A 21,956-nucleotide genomic window follows, 5' to 3' on the forward strand; every position below is an offset into this window, starting at 1 on the left:
TTGCGGGTGCAAATCTAAGATATCATCTTATAGTACACAACATTTTTTACTGTTTTTTTTGAAAAATTATTCAGGGTATTCAATTCTAAGATGGTAAATATTTGCAAGCTTGCGTTTTAGCACTTTTTTAATGGATTCAATTTCTTTAAAAGTTATGTTAGCATTCAAAAATTGACCGTCATCTTTTTGTTTATTTATGATATTTTCAACAAAATTATCAATTTTACTTGATGTTGGTTCTTTTAAACTTTTGGAAGCTGCCTCTACACTATCACACATCATTAAAATAGCAGTTTCTTTACTAAAAGGTTTTGGACCTGGATAAGTAAAATCTTCGATGTTTACAGCTTCACTATTAGCCTTTTCTTTCATATAAAAATAATAGACTTGACTTGTTCCATGATGCGTTCTAATAAAGTCTATTACGCGATCAGGTAGATTATATCTTTTAGCTATTTCAATTCCATCTAAGACATGATTAATAATTATTTTTGCACTTTCTTTTGGCGATAATTCATCATGACTATTAATTCCTGAGGATTGATTTTCTGTAAAATAGGTTGGCGATTTCATTTTTCCTATATCATGATACAATGCACCTACTCTAACTAGCATTGCATTGGCTTCAATCTCATTAGCTGAAGCTTCAGCTAAATTTGCTACATTTAATGAGTGATGAAATGTTCCTGGTGCTTTATTTGATAATTCTTTTAAAAGTTTAGAATTGGTGTCGGATAATTCTAATAATGAAACATCAGACACTAAACCAAATAGTTTTTCATAGACATAAATTAAAGGTTGCACAAATAAGGTTGCAAGTCCGCATAATATAAATAGTCCAAAGGTTTCCCATTTTAAGTTATCAATACTGGCTTCATGTATTACAAAAAAAGCAAAGTAAGCTATAATATAAACTAAAGTAATTTGTCCAACTGATATAAAAAGGTTTGCTCTTTTATATAATTCTGATACTGTTAAAATAGTAACTATACCTGCTATTATTTGTAAAAACATATACTCATAGCTATTTGGTACAATAGAGCCTAATAACAAAACAGTAATTACATGTGTAAACAAACCTAATCTGGCATCAAAAAAAGCTTTTAATACCAAGGGTAAAATTGCTATTGGTACCAAATAGACGTATTCTGAATTATAATTTATGATTAACGTAGTAAGTAATACAATAATTAAGACGTTAAAAAATATAAAAGTAACTTTGGTATTGTTTTTATAAACATCTAACCTATATTTTCTAATAAATAATAACAACATTAATAACGCTAAAGCAACTAATAAGGTGTATGCAAAAACTATCCAATTATAGCTAGATTTACTCCAAACCTGAGACTCATATTCCTTTGATAATGAATTTAATACCTGATATTTATCATCATTTACCACCTCTCCTTTTGATATTATCAAGGTCCCTTTATCAATTACACCTCGATTACTAGAAATCTTATCTAAAGACTCTTGTAATACATTATCTGTAAGGGTTTTATTATAAGATAGGTTGGATTGTATGATATCAAAAAACAAAGCTGTCAATTTATTTGAATATCTAAATAAATTTTCCTCTTTCAATTCTTTTTCAATGTTGTCTTTTATATTTCCTTGTTTTTTTAAATTAGTATATAATGCGGATTTTTTTTCAACATTATCAACTAAAATTACAACGTTACTTTTTTCGTTAATTTTAAGATCTTCATTTAATATACCATACTGATAAAGGTCATTCAGTATCACTAAACCTTTAGATTTTAGCTTATTAAAGTTACCAATAGAATCATTAAATGTTTTATTGAAAGCATTTTCATATTCATTTTTTACTTTTTTTTCAATGGTTTCGTTTTTATCAAAAAAATAAGTGGTTTGAGCTTTTATAAGCTCTTGCTCTTCTGTAACTTTTAGTTTTGATTTTTGAATTGCAAAATTAAAAGGTGCATATAAATTTTCGGTTTGCCAGGGTTTCCCTTTTTCAAAATTATACTTAAATCGTCCGCTTTTTGGAAAAATAAAAACGATTAAAAATGTTGTTGCTAAAAACAATAATATCTTATAAAACTGAGAATGGTTTTTATAAATGGTATTAATTTGATCTTTCATACTTTAATCTCGTGTTTATCAAATGTAACAAATTATAACCCTATTATTAAGTTATAATCCCAAGAATAACCTAAATTTTATTAAAAAATTAGTAATTTCGTGGGACTAATATATTACATAAAAATTATGAGTAAAAAAGTCGTTATTGTCTCTGCTGCTAGAACACCAATAGGTAGTTTTTTAGGAGCTTTAAGCACTGTACCTGCTACAAAATTAGGAGCTATAGCTATTAAAGGAGCTTTAGATAAAATAAAATTAAAACCAGAATTAGTACAAGAAGTATTAATGGGAAATGTTGTTCAGGCTGGTAATGGTCAAGCACCAGCTAGACAAGCTGCTATTTATGCAGGAATACCAAATACAGTACCTTGTACAACCATTAATAAAGTTTGCGCATCTGGTATGAAAACAGTTATGCAAGCTGCACAAAGTATTGCTTTAGGTGATAATGATATAGTGGTTGCTGGAGGAATGGAAAACATGAGTATGATTCCGCATTACCTTCATGCTAGAACCGGAACTAAATTTGGTCCCGCTACTTTAATTGATGGTTTACAAAAAGACGGTTTAGTAGATGCATACGATCAAAATGCAATGGGTGTTTGTGCAGATGCTTGTGCTACAGAATATAACTTTTCAAGAGAGGATCAAGACAACTACGCTATACAAAGTTACAATAGATCATCTGCTGCTTGGGAAGCCGGAAAATTTGATAACGAAGTCGTTCCTGTAGAAGTTCCACAAAGACGTGGAGAACCTATTATTGTTAGTAAAGATGAAGAATTTACTAATGTTAAAATGGATAAAATACCTGGTTTAAGACCTGCTTTTAGTAAGGATGGAACTGTAACTGCAGCAAATGCATCTACTATTAATGATGGTGCTGGTGCAATGGTGTTAATGAGTGCTGAAAAAGCTGAAGAATTAGGTTTAAAACCTCTTGCAACAATTTTAAGTTATGCAGATGCTGCTCAAGAGCCAAAATGGTTTACAACCGCTCCTGCTAAAGCATTGCCATTAGCTATTAATAAAGCTGGAATCGATCTTAAAGATGTTGATTATTTTGAATTTAACGAAGCTTTTGCTGTAGTTGGATTAGCTAATATGAAAATTTTAGGTCTAAACGATTCTAATGTTAACGTAAATGGTGGTGCTGTATCACTAGGTCACCCACTTGGATGTTCTGGAGTTAGAATTTTAATTACGCTACTTAACGTTTTAGAACAAAATGACGCTAAAATTGGAGCTGCTGCTATATGTAATGGTGGTGGTGGTGCTTCTGCTATGGTTATTCAACGTCACTAAAATCAACAAATGCAGTTCGGAATTTGTAATTTAAGTATTTTACCTTTAAGATTAGAACCATCTGATACTAGCGAATTAGTTTCGCAAGTACTATATGGCGATTTATTTAAGGTTTTGGAGCAACGTAAACAATGGAGTAAAATTAGATTAGCCTATGATAAATATGAAGGTTGGATTGATAATAAACAGTATTTAGAAATTACTGAAGCGTCCTATCAAAATCTAAATTTAGAAGCTCTAAAACTATCGTCTGATTTAGTTGAATTTGTTCAAGACGAAAATCAGCTATTAAATACGATTGTTTTAGGTTCAACTTTAAATGGGTTATCGTTATTAAACCATACTTATGAAGGTGTTTATGTTGACAAACAAAATCCTAAATCTGAAATAATTTCTACTGCATTTAAATATCTTAATTCACCTTATCTTTGGGGAGGAAAAACACCTTTTGGAATTGATTGTAGTGGTTTTACTCAAATGGTTTATAAATTAAATGGTTATAAACTATTACGCGATGCTTCGCAACAAGCAAGTCAAGGTGAAGCTTTAAGCTTTATTGAAGAGAGTGAACCTGGTGATTTAGCTTTTTTTGATAATAATGAAGGTGTTATAACACATGTTGGTATTATAATGAAAGACAATTACATCATCCATGCTCATGGTAAAGTAAGAATTGACCGTTTAGATCACAGTGGTATTTATAATTCTGATAAACGAATGCATACCCATAAACTTAGGGTTATTAAAAAGATTATATAACATAAAAAAGCCTTCATTAATGAAGGCTTTTTTTTATTCTACTTAATAAATACTACTATTTATTAATATGGCTTTTAGCTTCTTTAGCTTTTTCAGTTTCACCTAAAGCATTATATATATTAGCCAATTGCTCGTATATTGAATCTGGAGCTTTTGGATCTATTTTTATGTAATTTAATAACGTATTTGCACCATCATTAAATAACTGACCTTTTTGATTTTTTAATTGATCATATTTTAAATTATCAGCTTTACTAGTTCCTAAACTATTCATTTGCTCAATTAATGCATTACCTTCTGTAATGTATGAAGTTGATAAGTTTAATGCAGCGTCAGAATTTGTTGGATCTAATTCTAATACCTTTTCAAAAGACTTTCTAGCTTTTGCTATCTCGTTACTATTCATGTACACAACACCAATGTTATAATGGATTGTAGGATCATTAGGTACTTTTAAAGCAGCTTCTTGTAATAACTCTTGGAACTTAGCGGTATTACCTATCTTATTATAAATATTAGCTTCACTAATAATTAAGTTGACATCTTCCGGATTGTTCTTTTTTGCTGTAGCAATAGCCTCTAATGCTTTATCATTTTCACCTTTATTAGCGTAAATTAAAGCAATATTTTTAGTGATTTCACCTGCTCTAGATTCTGTTTGTCTTTCGCCTGGATTTTCGTGTGTTCCAAGTTTTACGTAGTTATCTCTAGCATTTTTTTCTAAAATCTCTTCTTCTCCATTTGCTTTGTTTGTTGCAAAATACTCTGTCCCAACACCTGTATAACCTAAATCATTAAGTTGTAAATAGTATTTTAAAGCACCATCCATATCTTGATTGTTAATAGCACTAGAAGCAGCATAATATAAGTACGTTTGCTCTTCCTTATTTACATTATAAAGATTTTCAAAAGCAACTGCTGCTTTACCAAACTCTTTAGTCGTAAAAAAACCATTAGCCTTAGTTAATAGGTCATTTTCAATATCTTGTCTTAAAACAGTTACATCACTATTATTTTCTGTTACTTTATCTAAAAGTGTTGTCGCTTTTAAAACATCCTCAGCACTAGAAGTTCCATTAGCAAAATATGCATTTGCTGCAGCTAAATAATACTTATCTTTTAATTTATCGTCCATAGATCCTATCATAGGTTCTAATTGCGTGATTAAGCTTTTAGCTTCAGCATAATTATTTTTATTTACAGCCTTTTCTAAAGCTTTTACTTCTTTTTTCTGAGCAAAAGAAAACACTGTTACAAGTAATGCTATCGCAAGAATTAATTGTTTTTTCATTATTAGTTTTTTTTTAATTGTTAAATTTAAAATTATTCTTCTTCTGTAATATCAATAGTTGTGACATCTTCAGCATCTGTACTGTTTTCTAGACCTTCCAAATTTTCATCTAATTCTTCTTCATCGTCCTTCATTACTTTTGCAACTGCTGCTATTGAGTCTTTTCCTTTTAGGTTAATTAATTTTACACCTTGAGTTGCTCTACCCATAGTACGTAAACTCTCTACAGCCATACGTATTGCAATTCCAGATTTATTTATAATCATTAAATCATCAGTATCTGTTACTGTTTTGATAGATACTAAATCTCCTGTTTTTTCAGAAATCGAGATGGTTTTAACTCCTTTACCTCCTCTATTTGTTATTCTATAAACCGCTTCTCCATCTTCTGGATCATCTATATAAGTACGTTTACCATAACCGTTTTCAGAAACTACAAGAACTGTTTCTTCTTGTGGATTTTCTACGATTACCATACCAATTGCCTCATCTTTTGGATGTGCTAAAGTTATACCTCTAACACCAGATGCATTTCTACCCATTGGTCTAGTTTTAGCTTCTTCAAATCTAATGGCTTTACCAGATTTAAGTGCTATCATTACTTGACTGTTTCCGGTAGTTAATTTAGCTTCTAGTAACTCGTCATCCTCTTTAATAGTAATGGCATTAATACCATTAGTTCTTGGTCTAGAATATTGCTCTAAAGCAGTCTTTTTAACTTGACCTTTTTTAGTTGCCATTATTACATAATGACTATTGATGTAGTCTTCGTCTTTTAAATCTTGAGTACAAATAAACGCCATTACTTTGTCGTCTTGCTCAATATTTATTAGGTTTTGGATTGCTCTACCTTTAGAGGTTTTACTTCCTTCTGGTATTTCGTAAACACGCATCCAGAAACATTTACCTTTTTGAGTGAAGAATAACATATATTGGTGATTTGTACCAACAAATAAATGTTCTAAGAAATCTTCATTTCTAGTTGTAGATGCTTTTTGTCCTACTCCTCCTCTATTTTGTGTTTTGTATTCTGTTAAAGACGTTCGTTTAATATAACCTGCGTGCGAAATAGTAATTACTACTTGTGCATCAGGTATCATATCCTCGATGCTTAAATCTCCACCTGCATATTCTATTACAGAGCGACGTTCATCTCCATATTTTTCTTTAACAACTATTAATTCATCCTTAATAATTTCCATTCTGCGATCTTTTTTATCCAGAATATCTTTAAGGTCTTCAATAGTTTTCATTATCTCTTCATACTCACTACGTAACTTGTCTTGCTCTAGACCAGTTAATTGGCGTAGACGCATCTCTACAATAGCTTTTGCTTGTATTTCTGAAAGTTTAAAACGTTCTATTAAGTTGTTTCTTGCTTCGTCTGCGTTATTAGAAGCTCTAATAATCGCAATTACTTCGTCTATATTATCAGATGCAATAATAAGTCCTTCTAATATATGTGCTCTTTCTTCAGCTTTACGCAACTCATAAGTCGTACGTCTAACAACTACTTCATGTCTGTGCTCAACAAAATAGTGAATCAATTCTTTTAGATTCAATAATTGTGGTCGACCGTTAACTAAAGCAATATTATTTACACTGAAAGAAGACTGTAGTGCTGTATACTTGTATAGTTTATTTAATACAATATTAGGAATTGCATCACGCTTTAACACGTAAACAATACGCATACCGTTTCTATCAGACTCATCTCTAATAGTTGCTATTCCTTCAAGTTTTTTCTCGTTAACTAAATCGGCAGTTTTTTTAATCATGTCTGCCTTATTGACTTGGTATGGTATTTCTGTGACAATAATGCACTCTCTACCTTGAACTTCTTCAATATTAGCATTACCACGCATTACAATACGTCCTCTACCAGTATGAAAAGCCTCTTTTACACCATCATATCCATAGATTGTACCTCCTGTTGGAAAATCTGGAGCTTTAATATGTGTGATTAATTCGTCAATTTCAATATCATTATTTTCAATATAGGCAATTGTACCATCAACCACTTCTGTTAAGTTATGAGGTGGCATATTAGTAGCCATACCTACAGCAATACCAGATGCTCCATTAACTAAAAGTCCTGGAATACGAGTTGGTAAAACAGTCGGTTCTTCTAAAGTATCGTCAAAATTTAATTTATGATCTACAGTTTCTTTATCAATATCTGCCAACATGTCTTCAGATATCTTGCGCATACGTGCTTCTGTATAACGCATTGCAGCTGGACTATCTCCATCCACAGACCCAAAGTTACCTTGACCGTCTACTAACATGTAACGTAAACTCCACTCTTGAGCCATACGTACCATTGCGTCATAAACTGATGTATCTCCATGTGGATGATACTTTCCTAAAACCTCTCCAACTATTCTTGCTGACTTTTTATGTGCGGAACTTGCTCTAACACCCAGTTCATGCATACCGTAAAGTACACGTCTATGTACTGGTTTTAAACCATCTCTAACATCTGGTAAAGCACGTGACACAATGACTGACATTGAATAATCAATGTAAGCCGACTTCATTTCATCTTCAATATTAATTGGAATGACCTTTTCTCCTTCTGCCATATATAAATTTAATTAGTTTTATTCATTATTTCAAAACACGCTAATATAAAACTTTCATTAGTAACGGTAAGCCTTTTAAGTCTATTTTTTGATGTTTTTTATTAACAATTACCTACTCCTTTTTAGTTAATAACTCAATTGTGCTTTATTTTGAAATATTCACTACTTTCAAACCTCAATTAATTAACATATTATTTAAGGTATAGTTTTTGCCATTACTAATTATGTTTACTATTTTTAAAGCTGAAAGGAATAAATATATGGATGATAATTTTTCACCAAGAGTAAAAGACGTCATTGCCTATAGTAAAGAGGAAGCATTGCGCTTAGGACACGACTTTATAGGCACGGAACACTTAATGCTTGGTTTATTAAGAGACGGAAACGGAAAAGCAATAAATATTTTAAATGCGTTGGATATTGATTTAAATCATTTAAGACGAAAAGTTGAAATATTAAGTCCTGCTAATCCTAATACCACAATAATTTCTAACGAAAAGAAAAACTTGCACTTAACACGTCAGGCAGAACGTGCGCTTAAGACTACTTTTCTAGAAGCAAAACTGTTTCAAAGTACATCAATAAATACTGCACATTTATTATTATGTATTTTAAGAAACGAAAACGACCCTACTACAAAACTTTTAAATAAGTTAAAAGTAGATTATGATAACGTTAAAGAACAATTTAAGTCTATGATTACAAACGACGATAACTTCGAAGATATAACTGGAGCTCCAAAAGCTGAGTCATTTCAGGATGACTCCTCTGCAGAAGACTCTGGTTCTAAAGACATATTTAATACACCTGGAGCAAAAGGTAACAAAAAATCTAAAACACCTGTTTTAGATAATTTTGGACGCGACTTGACAGCTATGGCTGAAGAAGGTAAACTTGATCCAGTTGTGGGACGTGAAAAAGAAATTGAGCGTGTGTCTCAAATACTTTCGCGTCGTAAAAAGAACAACCCTTTGCTAATTGGTGAGCCTGGTGTTGGTAAATCTGCAATTGCTGAGGGTTTGGCAAATCGTATTGTTAAACGTAAAGTATCACGTATTTTATTTAACAAACGTGTGGTTACTTTAGATTTAGCAAGCTTAGTTGCTGGTACTAAATATAGAGGACAGTTTGAAGAGCGCATGAAAGCGGTTATGAACGAGCTTGAAAAAAATGACGATGTTATTCTTTTTATTGACGAAATTCACACCATCGTTGGTGCTGGTGGAGCAACAGGAAGCTTAGATGCTTCTAACATGTTTAAACCTGCTTTAGCTAGAGGAGAAATACAATGTATTGGTGCTACCACTTTAGATGAGTACAGACAATATATTGAAAAAGATGGGGCTTTAGAGCGTCGTTTTCAAAAAGTAATTGTTGAACCTACTTCTGTAGAAGAAACGATTGAAATTTTGAACAATATTAAAGCTAAATATGAAGATCACCATAATGTAACGTATACAGATGAAGCTATTGAAGCTTGTGTTAAGTTAACTAACCGCTATATGACTGAGCGTTTTTTACCAGACAAAGCAATTGACGCTTTGGATGAAGCTGGCTCAAGAGTACACATTACAAACATTGATGTACCTAAGCAAATAATCGAATTAGAGAAAAAATTAGAGGACGTTAGAGAGACTAAAAATACGGTTGTTAAAAAACAAAAGTATGAAGAGGCTGCACGTTTACGTGATGACGAAAAACGCTTAGAAAAAGAATTAGCTGTTGCACAAGAAAAATGGGAAGAAGACACTAAACTACATAAAGAAATAGTATCCGAAGACAACGTTGCAGATGTTGTAAGCATGATGACAGGAGTACCTGTTAATCGTATTGCGCAAACCGAAAGTAACAAACTTGCCTTACTACCTGATTTAATAAAAGGTAAAGTAATAGGTCAGGATGATGCAGTTGCAAAGGTTGTTAAAGCTATACAACGTAATCGTGCTGGTCTTAAAGATCCTAATAAACCAATTGGTTCGTTTATCTTTTTAGGTCAAACAGGAGTCGGTAAAACGCAATTAGCAAAAGTATTATCTAATCAATTATTTGATAGTGAAGAAGCTATGATAAGAATTGATATGAGCGAATACATGGAAAAATTTGCAATTTCAAGATTAGTTGGTGCACCTCCAGGATATGTAGGTTACGAAGAAGGTGGACAATTAACTGAAAAAGTACGTCGTAAACCTTATGCTGTAATTCTTTTAGATGAAATAGAAAAAGCACATCCAGACGTTTTTAACATGCTATTACAAGTCTTAGACGATGGTTATTTAACTGATAGTTTAGGTCGTAAAATCGATTTTAGAAATACCATAATTATTATGACTTCTAATATTGGAGCAAGAAAATTAAAAGATTTTGGTACAGGAATAGGTTTTGGTACTGCTTCTCAAAAATCTCAAGAAGATGCTAACTCTAGAAGTGTTATTGAAAATGCACTTAAAAAATCATTTGCTCCAGAATTTTTAAATAGAATTGATGACGTTATAGTATTTAATGCGCTAGAAAAAGAAGATATTAATAAGATTATTGATATCGAACTAGATAAACTACTAAAACGTATTGATGGCTTAGGTTATAAACTAAAATTAACTAAAGCAGCAAAAGATTTTATTGCAGAAAAAGGTTTTGATAAGCAATATGGAGCAAGACCTTTAAAACGTGCTATACAGAAGTACGTTGAGGATGCTCTTGCTGAAGAAATTATCACTTCAAAATTACAAGAAGGCGATAAAATAGTAATGGATTTAGATACAAAAACTGATGAAATTACTATTGCTATTGAAAAAGCAGAAAAACCTGCAGAATCTTAAAATTAGAAATATATTTGCATCATATTAAAAGCTTCACTAATTTAAGTGAAGCTTTTTTAATTAATTATACTAGATGAATTTTACTAAAACAAAATTATCTTTTTGCACGCTATTGGTTTCTGACAATATAATGATTGCTGAAGTAAATGAAGGTGTTGTATTTAATCAGGACATATCCGATGAGATTATCTATTTTGCTAGTGTAGCATTTAAAAATAATCCATTTGTATATATCACTAATAGGATACATTCATATGCAGTAGATCCTACAATATATAAAGGCGTATCACAGGTTGAAAGCCTAAAAGGATTTGCAGTAGTATCCACTACTCTAGCAGCTAGAAATGCTGAAATCGAACGTTTATTTTTAAATAAACCTTTCGAGATATTTTCAGATATTGAAGACGCTAAACTTTGGGCAATTCAAATACTAAATAAGACTATAGAATTAAAATAACTCTTCAGAATCTATACCTAAAGTTTGAATAAATTCAATTGAAGCTTGGATATCATCATGTAAAATTTCGTCCTCTTTAATAAAAGGTACTACTTCACGATAACTAAAAATAAATTGCTCAATAAATTGGCTTGATTTTAAAGGTGCTCTAAATGCTAATGCCTGAGACGCATTAAACAGCTCAATAGCCAAAACACGCTCTACATTATTAATTAAAGTATACGCTTGTGTAGCAGCATTGGCTCCCATACTTACGTGATCTTCTTGACCATTACTTGATACAATACTATCTATACTTGCAGGAGATGCTAATTGCTTATTAGCACTAACTATACTTGCTGCAGTATATTGCGGAATCATAAATCCTGAGTTTAAGCCAGGATTATCAACTAAAAACGCTGGCAAACCTCTTAATCCTGATACTAATTGAAACACACGTCTTTCTGATATATTACCTAATTCTGCCATAGCAATTTTTAAATAATCTAATGCTAAAGCTAAGGGTTGCCCATGAAAGTTTCCTCCAGAAATTATTTCATCTTCTTTTGTAAAAATATTAGGATTATCTGTAACCGAGTTAATTTCGGTCTCAAACGTTTTTGCTACAAAAGCTAAAGTATCTTTAGTTGCTCCATGCACTTGTGGTATACACCTAAAGCTATATGGATCTTGTACGTGTTGTTTTTCTTGACTAATTATTTGACTACCTTCTAAAAACGCACTAACACGACTTGCAGTTTCTAATTGCCCATTATGCGGTCTTACTAAATGTATTAATTCATTAAAAGGCTCAATTCTTCCATCAAAAGCATCAATAGATACACTTCCAATTAGGTCTGCTAAATAGGATAATTTATAAGACTTAAGCAACAAATAAGTCCCATAAGCACTCATAAATTGAGTACCGTTTAATAACGCTAAACCTTCTTTAGATAATAATGTAATAGGTTGCCAATCAAATTGTTTTAAGACCTTTTCAGCCTCTAATATCGCTCCTTTAAAAGTAACTTTACCTTTTCCAATTAACGGTAAAGACATATGTGCTAAAGGCGACAAATCTCCAGATGCACCTAAAGAACCTTGAGTATAAACTAAAGGTAATATGTCGTTATTATAAAAATCTATTAAACGTTTAACTGTTACTAATTGTACTCCAGAATGACCATAACTTAAGGATTGTATTTTTAATAAAAGCATTAATTTTACAATAGGTTCTGGTACTAAATCTCCAGTCCCACAAGCATGAGACATCATTAGATTTTCTTGTAACTTTGTTAAGTTTTCATTACTAATCTTAACATTATATAACGATCCAAAACCTGTATTTATACCGTAAATAGGTCTCGTCTCTGATTTTAGTTTTTCATTTAAATACGTACGACATTCATTGATTTTATCAACAGATTCTGAAGATAACTCCAATTGTTTTTGTTCTAAAATTATAGATTGAATTGTTGCTAAATCTAAAGATTTTGAGGATATAATGTGAGTTGTATTCATTTGTATTTTTTGTCTGGTCAAAAGTCATCATAACTTAAATAATATGCAAGTATTTGTTAATAATTAAACAAATACTTTAAAACTTGTATTATTCTATATATTTTTGAGAAAATAAAAATTTAAATAATGAAAAAACTATTAGTTTGCTTAGCAGCTTTATCTATCGTTGCTTGTAAAAAAGAAGCTCCAAAAGATTACGCCACTTTTTCTGGTAAAATAGAAAATAAAAACAGCGATTCTTTGTTTGTATACCAAGGTCGAGACTTTAAAAAAACAATTAAAGTAATGGAAGATGGTACATTTAGTGATACTTTAAAAGTAACTACTGGTGTTTTTGGAATTTACGATGGTAAAGAGCAAACAACTGTATTTTTAGCAAACGATATGGATTTAAAAATGACTTTAGACGCAAAAATGTTTGACGAGTCAATTAAATTTAGTGGTAAAGGTGCTGAAAAATCTACTTTCTTAGTGGATAGAATTAAATTTGAACAAGATTTAGTAGATGTGGAAGCTTTAAAAAATCTTGAAGCTTCAAATTTAGATGCTAGTTTAGAGGGTATTAAAACTAAAATGCTTGCTTATTATGACAAAAATGAAGCTATAGATTCTACAATTATTTCAGAAGCTAGAAAGCAAGTAGATCCAATGTTAAAAGGATTAAAAGGTTATGTTTTAAGTGGTATTAAACTTAAGGAAGAATTTCCTGCAGGATCACCATCTCCTACTTTTGAAAATTATGAAAACTACAAAGGTGGTACAACCTCTTTATCTGACTTAAAAGGTAAATTTGTGTATATAGATGTATGGGCAACTTGGTGTGGTCCTTGTATCGGAGAAATTCCTTCATTAAAAGCTTTAGAAAAAGATTACGAAGGTAAAAACATTGCTTTTGTTAGTTTATCTACTGATGATGGTAGAGGTTATAGAGCAGATAGTAAAGAGGAATCTTTTAAATTATCTAAAGACGGTTGGAAAAAAATGATTGAAGAAAAAGAAATGGGAGGCATTCAATTATTTGCAGATAATGCTTTTGAATCTGACTTTGTTACAGGTTATAAAATTAACTCTATTCCAAGATTTATCTTAATTGATCCAAATGGAAATATTGTTAATGCTGATGCACCAAGACCTTCTTATCCAAAAATTAAAGAGTACTTTACGTCTATGGGTATTTAATCCTAAGTACAATTATTTTATAAAAAAAGCGAACTGAAAAGTTCGCTTTTTTTATGCTCTAATTTATTTACTTTTATTTTTTTGAATCGCTATCAGCATTTTCTATTTCTGGTTGCTCTGGTTGTTTAAATAAATCTAGGTAAGCTAATGGAATACCTTCAATAACATGACTTGCTATAAAACTTTGATACCCTAAATCCTCTACTAATAAATCTGCAGATTTACCATGTAAATACACTCCAAATATAGCTGCTACTAATGGATCATAACTTTGAGCTATTAATCCAGAAATTATACCTGTTAAAACATCTCCTGTTCCTGCTGTTGCCAAGCCTGGATTCCCTGTTGCATTAACATATAATTTATCTTGATAAACAGTTATAGTATTTGCTCCTTTAATTATTATAATACATTTATACTTTTTAGAAAACGCCTTGGTCTTTTTAAGTTTATCAAATTCATCTTTCCATTTCCCAACCAATCTTTCTAACTCTTTAGGATGCGGAGTTAAGACCGTGTTTTCTGGTAAAAATTTTAATAACGCTTTCTTTTTAGCTAATATATTAATTCCGTCTGCATCAATAACTAAAGGTGTTTTATTGACTTTTAAAAATGCTTCAAAAGCATCAATTGTCTTAACATCTGTCCCTACACCTACTCCAAACGCAATGACATTAGGTTGTATATCAAATGCTATGGATGTGATTATTTCTTCATCTGAATCTGTAATAACCATTGCTTCTGGAAAACCAACTTGCAATGGTATGTAACCACATTTAGGCGTATAAGCTGTTACTTTTCCTGCTCCAATTGCAAGTACACCTTGACTAGCTAAAGTAACAGATCCTATTTTTCCGTAACTACCTCCAATAACTAAAACATGTCCAAAACTTCCTTTATGACTGTATTTTTCTCTTGGCTTATATAACGGTAAGACTTCATTTTTTCCAATTAATTCCGCTTCGGTTGGTGTGGTGTAAAGATATTCTGGATCAATACCAATGTCTAAAACTTCCCATTGTACAGTGTATTTTGCAGTTTCAGGCAAAAAGAAAACTAATTTAGGAGTTTGAAAACTTAAAGTGTAACCAGCATTTACCACACACTCTGCATCCACAGGTGCTGTATCTGTAGCCAAACCAGAAGGTATATCTATTGATAATACAAAAGCTTTTGTAGCTCTAAAATAATTAAATAATTGCTTAATCCAACCTTCCACAGGTCTGTTTAAACCTATACCAAAAATAGCATCTACTATTATATCTTTTTCATTTATAGCAGGTAATTCACTAGCATCATTTAATAAAACAGGCCAATCTTTGGTGGTGCTTTTTATACGTTCGTAGTTATTTAAAAAATCTTTAGAGCGTGTTGTACTATGGTTAACAATATAAGTTTTTACATTATACCCATGAGTTGTCAAGTGCCTTGCCACGACTAAACCATCACCTCCATTGTTACCTATCCCACAAAATACGTGAATTGGAACCTGTGCACCTTGCATACGCATATGCAACCAATTAAAGATTTGCGTTCCTGCACGTTCCATCAAATCTGTAGATGTAATACCTTGTTTTTTAGCAGTTAAAGCATCACCTTCATAAATTTGTTCTTTCGAAAATATTTTCATTTTAATAATATATTGGCTAATAATTATCAATCTCGCAAAAATTGACGTTTAGTTTTTTTGATAAAAGTAAAAGTAATACATTTGATAGGTATAGATGCATAAAATGAAAAAAAGACATACTATTTTTACGTTAATTATGACCATTACCCTTTTGGGTTAATAGCTATATATCCTTCCGTTTGGGTAGTTTTTTAACTACAATTCCTATCTTAAATTAATTTGAAATGAAAGTATTAAAATTTGGAGGTACCTCTGTAGGTACTACTCAAAACATAAAAAAAGTTATAGCTATTCTTCAAAAAGAATCTCTATCTAGTCCTATAGTGTGTGTTGTATCTGCTGTTGGTGGTATCACTGACAAATTGTTACAAGCAGGTGAGTTAGCTAAACAAAAAGACAAAAGTTATCTAACTGTTTTTGAAAAAATTAAAAGCATTCATTTTAAAGTTATTGAAGGCTTAGTTAATAATCCTAAGTCTATTTTAAAAGAAGTTGATGCAACGTTTGAAAACTTAAAACAACTATTAAATGGTATTTATTTAATTAATGAGTTGTCTCCTAAAACATCTGATAAATTAGTAAGTTATGGCGAATTATTGTCGTCATTTATAATTGCAGAAGTCATGGAAGACTTAAACCTAAATACGGTTTTAAAAAATAGCCAAGAGTTAATAATTACAAATAATAACTTTACAAAAGCTGAAGTCAATTATGATGTAACTAATAAAAATATCGTAGATTATTTTAATAAAGCTAATCAACTTATTACAATTTTACCAGGTTTTGTTTCTAAATCACAAAGTGGAGAAACAACAACTTTAGGTCGTGGTGGATCAGACTTTACAGCTGCTATTGTTGCTGCAGCATTAAAAGTAGACCAATTAGAGATTTGGACAGATGTTAGTGGTATGTACACCACAAATCCAAAGCTAGTAAAACAAGCATATCCAATAGCTAATTTATCTTATCAAGAAGCTATGGAATTATCTCACTTTGGTGCTAAGGTTTTATACCCTCCAACGGTCCAACCTGTTTTAAATCTATCAATTCCAATACATATCAAAAACACATTGCATCCAGAAGCTTTTGGGACTATTATTTCTAATCAAAAAAAGGAAAGTCATCTAACGGTTAAAGGGATTAGTCATATTGACAATGTTGCCTTATTAACATTGGAAGGTAGTGGTATGGTTGGTATTCCTGGGTTTTCAAAACGATTGTTTGAAACCTTAGCTAACGAGAAAATAAACATCATATTTATTACACAAGCGTCATCAGAACATTCTATTTGTTTTGGAATAGATGTTAGTAATGCTGAACAAGCGGAACAAGCCATAAATACAGCTTTTGAATACGAAATTTCGCTGCATAAAATTAATCCAATAATTGTTGAAAAAGGATTATCCATTATAGCGTTAATTGGTGATAACATGAAGAGTCACCAAGGTATTAGCGGAAAACTTTTTAGTACTCTTGGAAAAAACAATATTAATGTTAGAGCTATTGCACAAGGCGCTTCAGAAAAAAACATCTCTGCAGTTATTAATCAAAGTGATGTCAAAAAAGCATTAAATAGTTTACACGAGCGTTTCTTTGAAGTCAATACTAAACAATTAAATGTGTTTATTACAGGAATAGGAAATGTTGGCGAAAAACTAATTGATCAAATCAAACAACAACATAACTTTTTAAAAAAGAATCTAAAATTAGATGTCAAAATTGTTGGAATGTCTAACTCCAGAAAAATGATTTTTAATCCTAACGGAATAGATTTAAATAATTGGACAGAACCGTTTCATCATGCAGACAAATCTAGTATAGAAGGCTTTTATCAAAAAGTAATAGAGCTTAATCTTAGAAACAGCATTTTTGTGGATGTTACCGCAAATAAAGACGTCGCTTCCGTTTATGAAAACTACTTAAAACAAAGTGTTGCTGTTGTTGCTTGTAATAAAATAGCTTGTTCGGACAAGTATGCAAACTATAAAAACTTACAAGATTTATCATTAAAATATAATGCACCTTTTTTATACGAAACTAATGTTGGTGCAGGTTTACCTATCATAAACACACTTAACAATTTAGTTGCATCTGGAGATAAAGTAATTAGTATACAGGCGGTTTTATCTGGTAGTTTAAACTTTGTGTTTAATAATTTTAGTGATAAAAAGAATTTTCATGACACGGTAAAACAAGCGCAATTTGAAGGCTATACAGAGCCTGATCCTCGTATTGATTTAAGCGGAATTGATGTGGCTAGAAAAATTTTAATTCTTGCACGTGAAAACGGAATTCCGATGGAAATTGTAGATATTACAAACGATTCATTTTTAACTGAAGCCAATTTGAATAGCGATTCAGTGGACGATTTTTACGATACTTTAATTAATGACGAAGCACATTTCCAAAAACTATATGCTTCGGCTACAGCCAACAAATGTCAGCTAAAATATGTTGCCGAATATAAAAACGGAAAAGCTAAAGTTGGGTTACAAGAAGTTCCAGAAGGACATCCTTTTTATAATCTTGAAGGAAAAGATAACATTGTTATGTTTTACACACAACGCTATCCAGAACAGCCTTTAATAGTAAAAGGTGCAGGTGCTGGTGCAGATGTTACTGCGTCTGGATTATTTGCAGATATTATCAGAATAGGTAATAAATAAGCCATAGTAAAAGTAGTAATTTGTAAAAAAATACCGCTTTAGCGGAAATTATAAAAAGGAGTTTTAAATGAACGAAATCAAAATATTCTCGCCAGCCACAGTCGCTAACGTTTCTTGTGGATTTGACGTCTTAGGCTTTTGCTTAGATACTATTGGTGATGAAATGGTGATTAGAAAAACCACTGAAAAAGGAATCAAAATAACCAAAATTGTTGGTGCAGACCTTCCTTTTAAAACAGATAAAAATGTTGCTAGTGTTTCGGCTTTAGCCTTATATAATCACGCTAATCCTGATTGTGGATTTGAAATAGAGATTTATAAAAACATAAAACCAGGAAGCGGAATTGGAAGCAGTTCTGCTAGTGCAGCCGGAAGTGTATTTGCTATAAATGAGTTGTTAGGTAGACCATATAACCAAACCCAATTAACAAATTTTGCTATGAAAGGTGAAGCTTTGGCTAGTGGATGCGAGCATGCTGATAATATTGCTCCTGCCCTATTTGGCGGTTTTACATTAGTAAAAAGTACATCGCCTTTACAAGTATTGCAATTGCCAACGCCTGATGATTTATTTGTGACTATTATCCATCCACAAATTGAAGTTAAAACCTCTGAAGCGCGTGCTATTTTACCACAACAGATTCCGTTGCAAAACGCCATCACACAATGGTCTAACGTTGGTAGCTTAGTCCATGCTTTACATACTAACGATTATAATTTGCTTAGCCAATCTTTAACAGATGTGGTTGTGGAGCCCTACCGAAGTCAATTAATTCCTCATTTTAATTCGGTTAAAACCGAAGTTATAAAAGCAGGCGCTTTAGGTACTGGAATTTCAGGTTCGGGACCATCGATATTCGCTTTGTCAAAAAGTAAAGAAACTGCTGAAGCTTTAGCCAAAGCAATGACTACTATTTATGCAAAAACGGACATTAAGTTTAATACTTATGTATCTAAAATTAATACAGAAGGCATGAAAATATTAAGTTAATTATCATTATTAATAAATAAAAAATCTAAAACAGATTACCAAGTCCTTTGTTTACGCAAAGTCAAACAAAATAAAAAAATGAACTACTACTCATTAAACCATAAAGCACCAAACACAACATTTAAAGATGCTGTTGTAAAAGGATTAGCGCCAGATAAAGGATTGTATTTTCCAGAAAATATTACGCCTTTACCAGCTTCATTTTTTAAAAATATAGACCATTTAAGTTACAATGATATTGCATTTGAAGCCTTGCAACAATTTGTGAGTCCAGATATACCAAAGGATGTTTTAAAAACTATTATTGCTGAAACCTTATCGTTTGAATTCCCTGTGGTAAAACTGAATGATAACATATCAACATTAGAGTTATTTCATGGACCAACTATGGCTTTTAAAGATGTTGGAGCCCGTTTTATGGCACGTTGTTTAGGTTATTTTAATAAAGACAATGCCAATCAAGTCACAGTATTAGTAGCCACTTCTGGAGACACAGGAGGTGCTGTTGCTAATGGATTTTTAGGTGTAAAAGGTGTGAATGTTGTTATTTTATATCCTTCAGGAAAAGTAAGCGATATTCAAGAAAAACAATTGACTACCTTAGGTCAAAACATTAAAGCTTTGGAAGTTGATGGTGTATTTGACGATTGCCAAGATATGGTTAAGCGTGCTTTTTTGGATGATACATTAACAAGTAAAATGCAATTAACATCTGCAAATTCTATTAACGTAGCACGTTGGTTGCCACAGCTACTCTACTTTATGTTTGCATACAAACAATTACACAAAACACATAAAGAGATTGTGTTTTCTGTCCCAAGCGGAAATTTTGGAAATGTATGCGCAGGAATGATGGCACAACAATTAGGCTTACCAATTAAACACTTTATTGCGTCTAATAACCAAAATAACGTGGTTACTAATTACTTAAAAACGGAACAATACAAGCCAAAACCATCAGTACAAACCATTAGTAATGCTATGGATGTTGGTAATCCGAGTAACTTTGTCCGTATTCAGGAAATCTATAAAAACAACTTTAGCGCATTAAAAGAAAACTTATCGTCTTTTAGCTTTACAGATGAGGAAACAAAAGTGGCTTTAAAAGAGATTTTTAACCAATATAACTACGTTGCAGACCCACATGGAGCTGTTGGTTATTTAGGATGTAAAACCTATTTAAAAAAGCATCCTAAAGCACATTGCGTGTTTTTAGAAACAGCACATCCAACTAAGTTTTTAGATGTTGTTGAAGACGTCATTAAAGAAAAGCAAGTTTTACCACCACAAATTGAGGCAGTAATGGACAAAACGAAAGTAGCCACTAAAATAAGTGATTATGAAGGTTTAAAGTCGTTTTTATTGGCCTAATATTGACGGTTTTAATTAGTTTTATAGTCTAAAATCAAACACGACAATGACATTTGTACATGATCATATTGCTTTATCTGTAAAGGATGTTAACTCATCGGTTAATTTTTATCAACGTGTTTTTAATTTAAAAGAAATTGAAAATACTGCTTCTACTTCCAAAACTAGATGGTTAGCACTTGCCGATCAAAAACAAATCCATTTAATACCTAGACCAGAACTGGAGGTTAAAACCAATAAAGCGGTTCATTTTGCTCTGGCAACACCTAATTTTGATGCTTTTGTAAACCACCTTAAAAGTTTAGATATTTATTATTCTGATTGGCGCGATACACCTAAAAAAGATTATGTGCGTGATGACGGTGTCCAACAAATCTACTTTCAAGATCCAGATGGTTATTGGATTGAAGTAAACAATGCAGAATAAGTAGCATAATTTTAAACTAAAAAAAGCTACCAAATGGCAGCTCTTTTTTATAGTTTGGATTACAGCTTAGTGTTTATCCATTAACTTTTGAGACCGTATTTAATGCATCACCAATTAAAGTTTCTCCTTTTAAAATCTCGAATGTGGCATTATTTGCCACATCATCATTTAATGATCTTACTAAAGTTTGCGCAACATCGTTTCTACTAATCTCTCCACTTTTATTTAGCTTTGTTTTTAATTGTATTTTGTTTGTTAATTCTCCGTTAGTTAAGGATCCTGGTCTTACAATACTATAATTTAATCCGCTAGACTTTAAATACTCATCTGCATTATGCTTAGCTTTTAAGTAATCTTGTAATTGCTCAGCTTTTTCTGGTTGATCTGCTCCCATAGAGCTTAACATAACAAATTTTCTTACCTTATATTTATTTGATGCATCGATCATTCGTTTTGCACCTTCTTGATCTACTTCAACTACTTTTTTTCCTCCAGAACCTGCAGCAAAAACAACTTTATCAATAGTTTTATTAAAAGCACCAGAAACGTCCTGCTCTAAATCGGCTAAAACTGTTTCGATATTTTTAGCTTTAAAATATGGGATTTGCTCTTCCTTTCTAACCATTGCAATTGGGTTAAAATATTGAGATTGACTTAAAAGATTTACTATTTTTTTTCCTGTGGTACCATTTGCACCTGCTACTAATATATTTTCCATACTTAAAGATAACCGCTAATTGCTTGCTTACCAAAAAACAAACATTGGTTTAACTTTAGTTTAATAGAATAAACACGGTTATTTAAGCTTATATTAATTTTTTTAACATTTGAACTTATCAATTATAATATCGATCTTATAAAAAATAATAA

Annotated in this window: 15 protein-coding genes; 9 read left to right on the forward strand and 6 right to left on the reverse strand. The window is 31.5% G+C overall.

Annotated features, from left to right (window positions below):
- Positions 1-66: 66 nt before the first annotated feature.
- A complete protein-coding gene (locus WNY60_RS02825; RefSeq protein WP_145001606.1) occupies positions 67-2,109 on the reverse strand; it encodes an HDIG domain-containing metalloprotein in 2,043 nt (680 codons plus the stop codon).
- Between the two features lie 126 nt (positions 2,110-2,235).
- Between WNY60_RS02825 and WNY60_RS02830 the strand changes: the two genes are divergently transcribed.
- Both WNY60_RS02830 and WNY60_RS02835 read left to right on the forward strand, forming a co-directional pair.
- Positions 2,236-3,414, forward strand: a complete 1,179-nt coding sequence (locus WNY60_RS02830) for an acetyl-CoA C-acyltransferase (protein ID WP_342861463.1) — start codon at positions 2,236-2,238, stop codon at positions 3,412-3,414.
- Positions 3,415-3,423: 9 nt separating this feature from the next.
- Positions 3,424-4,173 carry a C40 family peptidase gene (locus tag WNY60_RS02835; protein ID WP_339809245.1) on the forward strand — a complete coding sequence of 250 codons (750 nt, stop codon included), beginning with the start codon at positions 3,424-3,426 and terminating at the stop codon, positions 4,171-4,173.
- Between the two features lie 55 nt (positions 4,174-4,228).
- Here the strand turns inward: WNY60_RS02835 and WNY60_RS02840 are convergent, their stop codons facing one another.
- Both WNY60_RS02840 and gyrA read right to left on the reverse strand, forming a co-directional pair.
- On the reverse strand, positions 4,229-5,464 hold the full coding sequence (locus WNY60_RS02840; RefSeq protein ID WP_342861464.1) for a tetratricopeptide repeat protein: 1,236 nt from the start codon (positions 5,462-5,464) through the stop codon (positions 4,229-4,231).
- Positions 5,465-5,496: 32 nt separating this feature from the next.
- On the reverse strand, positions 5,497-8,049 hold the full coding sequence (gene gyrA, locus WNY60_RS02845; RefSeq protein ID WP_342861465.1) for a DNA gyrase subunit A: 2,553 nt from the start codon (positions 8,047-8,049) through the stop codon (positions 5,497-5,499).
- Between the two features lie 260 nt (positions 8,050-8,309).
- Here gyrA and WNY60_RS02850 point away from each other — a divergent pair, with 260 nt between their 5' ends.
- Positions 8,310-10,865 carry an ATP-dependent Clp protease ATP-binding subunit gene (locus WNY60_RS02850; protein ID WP_145006604.1) on the forward strand — a complete coding sequence of 852 codons (2,556 nt, stop codon included), beginning with the start codon at positions 8,310-8,312 and terminating at the stop codon, positions 10,863-10,865.
- Positions 10,866-10,938: 73 nt separating this feature from the next.
- Positions 10,939-11,322: a hypothetical protein gene (locus WNY60_RS02855; protein WP_145001601.1), complete on the forward strand. Its 384-nt coding sequence runs from the start codon at positions 10,939-10,941 to the stop codon at positions 11,320-11,322.
- Here the strand turns inward: WNY60_RS02855 and hutH are convergent.
- On the reverse strand, positions 11,314-12,822 hold the full coding sequence (gene hutH / locus WNY60_RS02860; RefSeq protein WP_339809252.1) for a histidine ammonia-lyase: 1,509 nt from the start codon (positions 12,820-12,822) through the stop codon (positions 11,314-11,316). The two genes, WNY60_RS02855 and hutH, sit on opposite strands and share 9 nt — an antisense overlap.
- A gap of 126 nt (positions 12,823-12,948) precedes the next feature.
- Between hutH and WNY60_RS02865 the strand changes: the two genes are divergently transcribed.
- Positions 12,949-14,001, forward strand: coding sequence for a TlpA disulfide reductase family protein (locus WNY60_RS02865; protein ID WP_339809253.1), 1,053 nt, complete (start codon positions 12,949-12,951; stop codon positions 13,999-14,001).
- A 73-nt stretch (positions 14,002-14,074) separates the two neighbouring features.
- Here WNY60_RS02865 and WNY60_RS02870 read toward each other — a convergent pair whose 3' ends face one another.
- Positions 14,075-15,631, reverse strand: a complete 1,557-nt coding sequence (locus tag WNY60_RS02870) for an NAD(P)H-hydrate dehydratase (RefSeq protein ID WP_342861467.1) — start codon at positions 15,629-15,631, stop codon at positions 14,075-14,077.
- A gap of 224 nt (positions 15,632-15,855) precedes the next feature.
- Between WNY60_RS02870 and thrA the strand changes: the two genes are divergently transcribed.
- From thrA to WNY60_RS02890, 4 genes are all read left to right on the forward strand, one after another.
- Positions 15,856-18,297 (forward strand): bifunctional aspartate kinase/homoserine dehydrogenase I, encoded by a 2,442-nt coding sequence (gene thrA, locus WNY60_RS02875; RefSeq protein ID WP_342861468.1) that lies wholly within the window; start codon positions 15,856-15,858, stop codon positions 18,295-18,297.
- A gap of 67 nt (positions 18,298-18,364) precedes the next feature.
- The gene (locus WNY60_RS02880; RefSeq protein WP_342861469.1) at positions 18,365-19,288 is read left to right on the forward strand and encodes a homoserine kinase; all 924 of its coding nucleotides are present in this window, start codon (positions 18,365-18,367) and stop codon (positions 19,286-19,288) included.
- Positions 19,289-19,366: 78 nt separating this feature from the next.
- On the forward strand, positions 19,367-20,659 hold the full coding sequence (gene thrC, locus WNY60_RS02885) for a threonine synthase (RefSeq protein WP_342861470.1): 1,293 nt from the start codon (positions 19,367-19,369) through the stop codon (positions 20,657-20,659).
- A gap of 46 nt (positions 20,660-20,705) precedes the next feature.
- Entirely contained in the window at positions 20,706-21,086 is a 381-nt protein-coding gene (locus WNY60_RS02890; RefSeq protein WP_145001594.1) for a VOC family protein, read from the forward strand.
- 73 nt (positions 21,087-21,159) lie between these two features.
- Here the strand turns inward: WNY60_RS02890 and WNY60_RS02895 are convergent, their stop codons facing one another.
- The gene (locus WNY60_RS02895) at positions 21,160-21,804 is read right to left on the reverse strand and encodes an SDR family oxidoreductase (protein WP_145001593.1); all 645 of its coding nucleotides are present in this window, start codon (positions 21,802-21,804) and stop codon (positions 21,160-21,162) included.
- Between the last annotated feature and the right edge of the window lie 152 nt (positions 21,805-21,956).

Origin of the sequence: Olleya sp. AS48, from assembly GCF_038900355.1 — a bacterium.
In the GTDB taxonomy this organism is placed as follows: domain Bacteria; phylum Bacteroidota; class Bacteroidia; order Flavobacteriales; family Flavobacteriaceae; genus Olleya.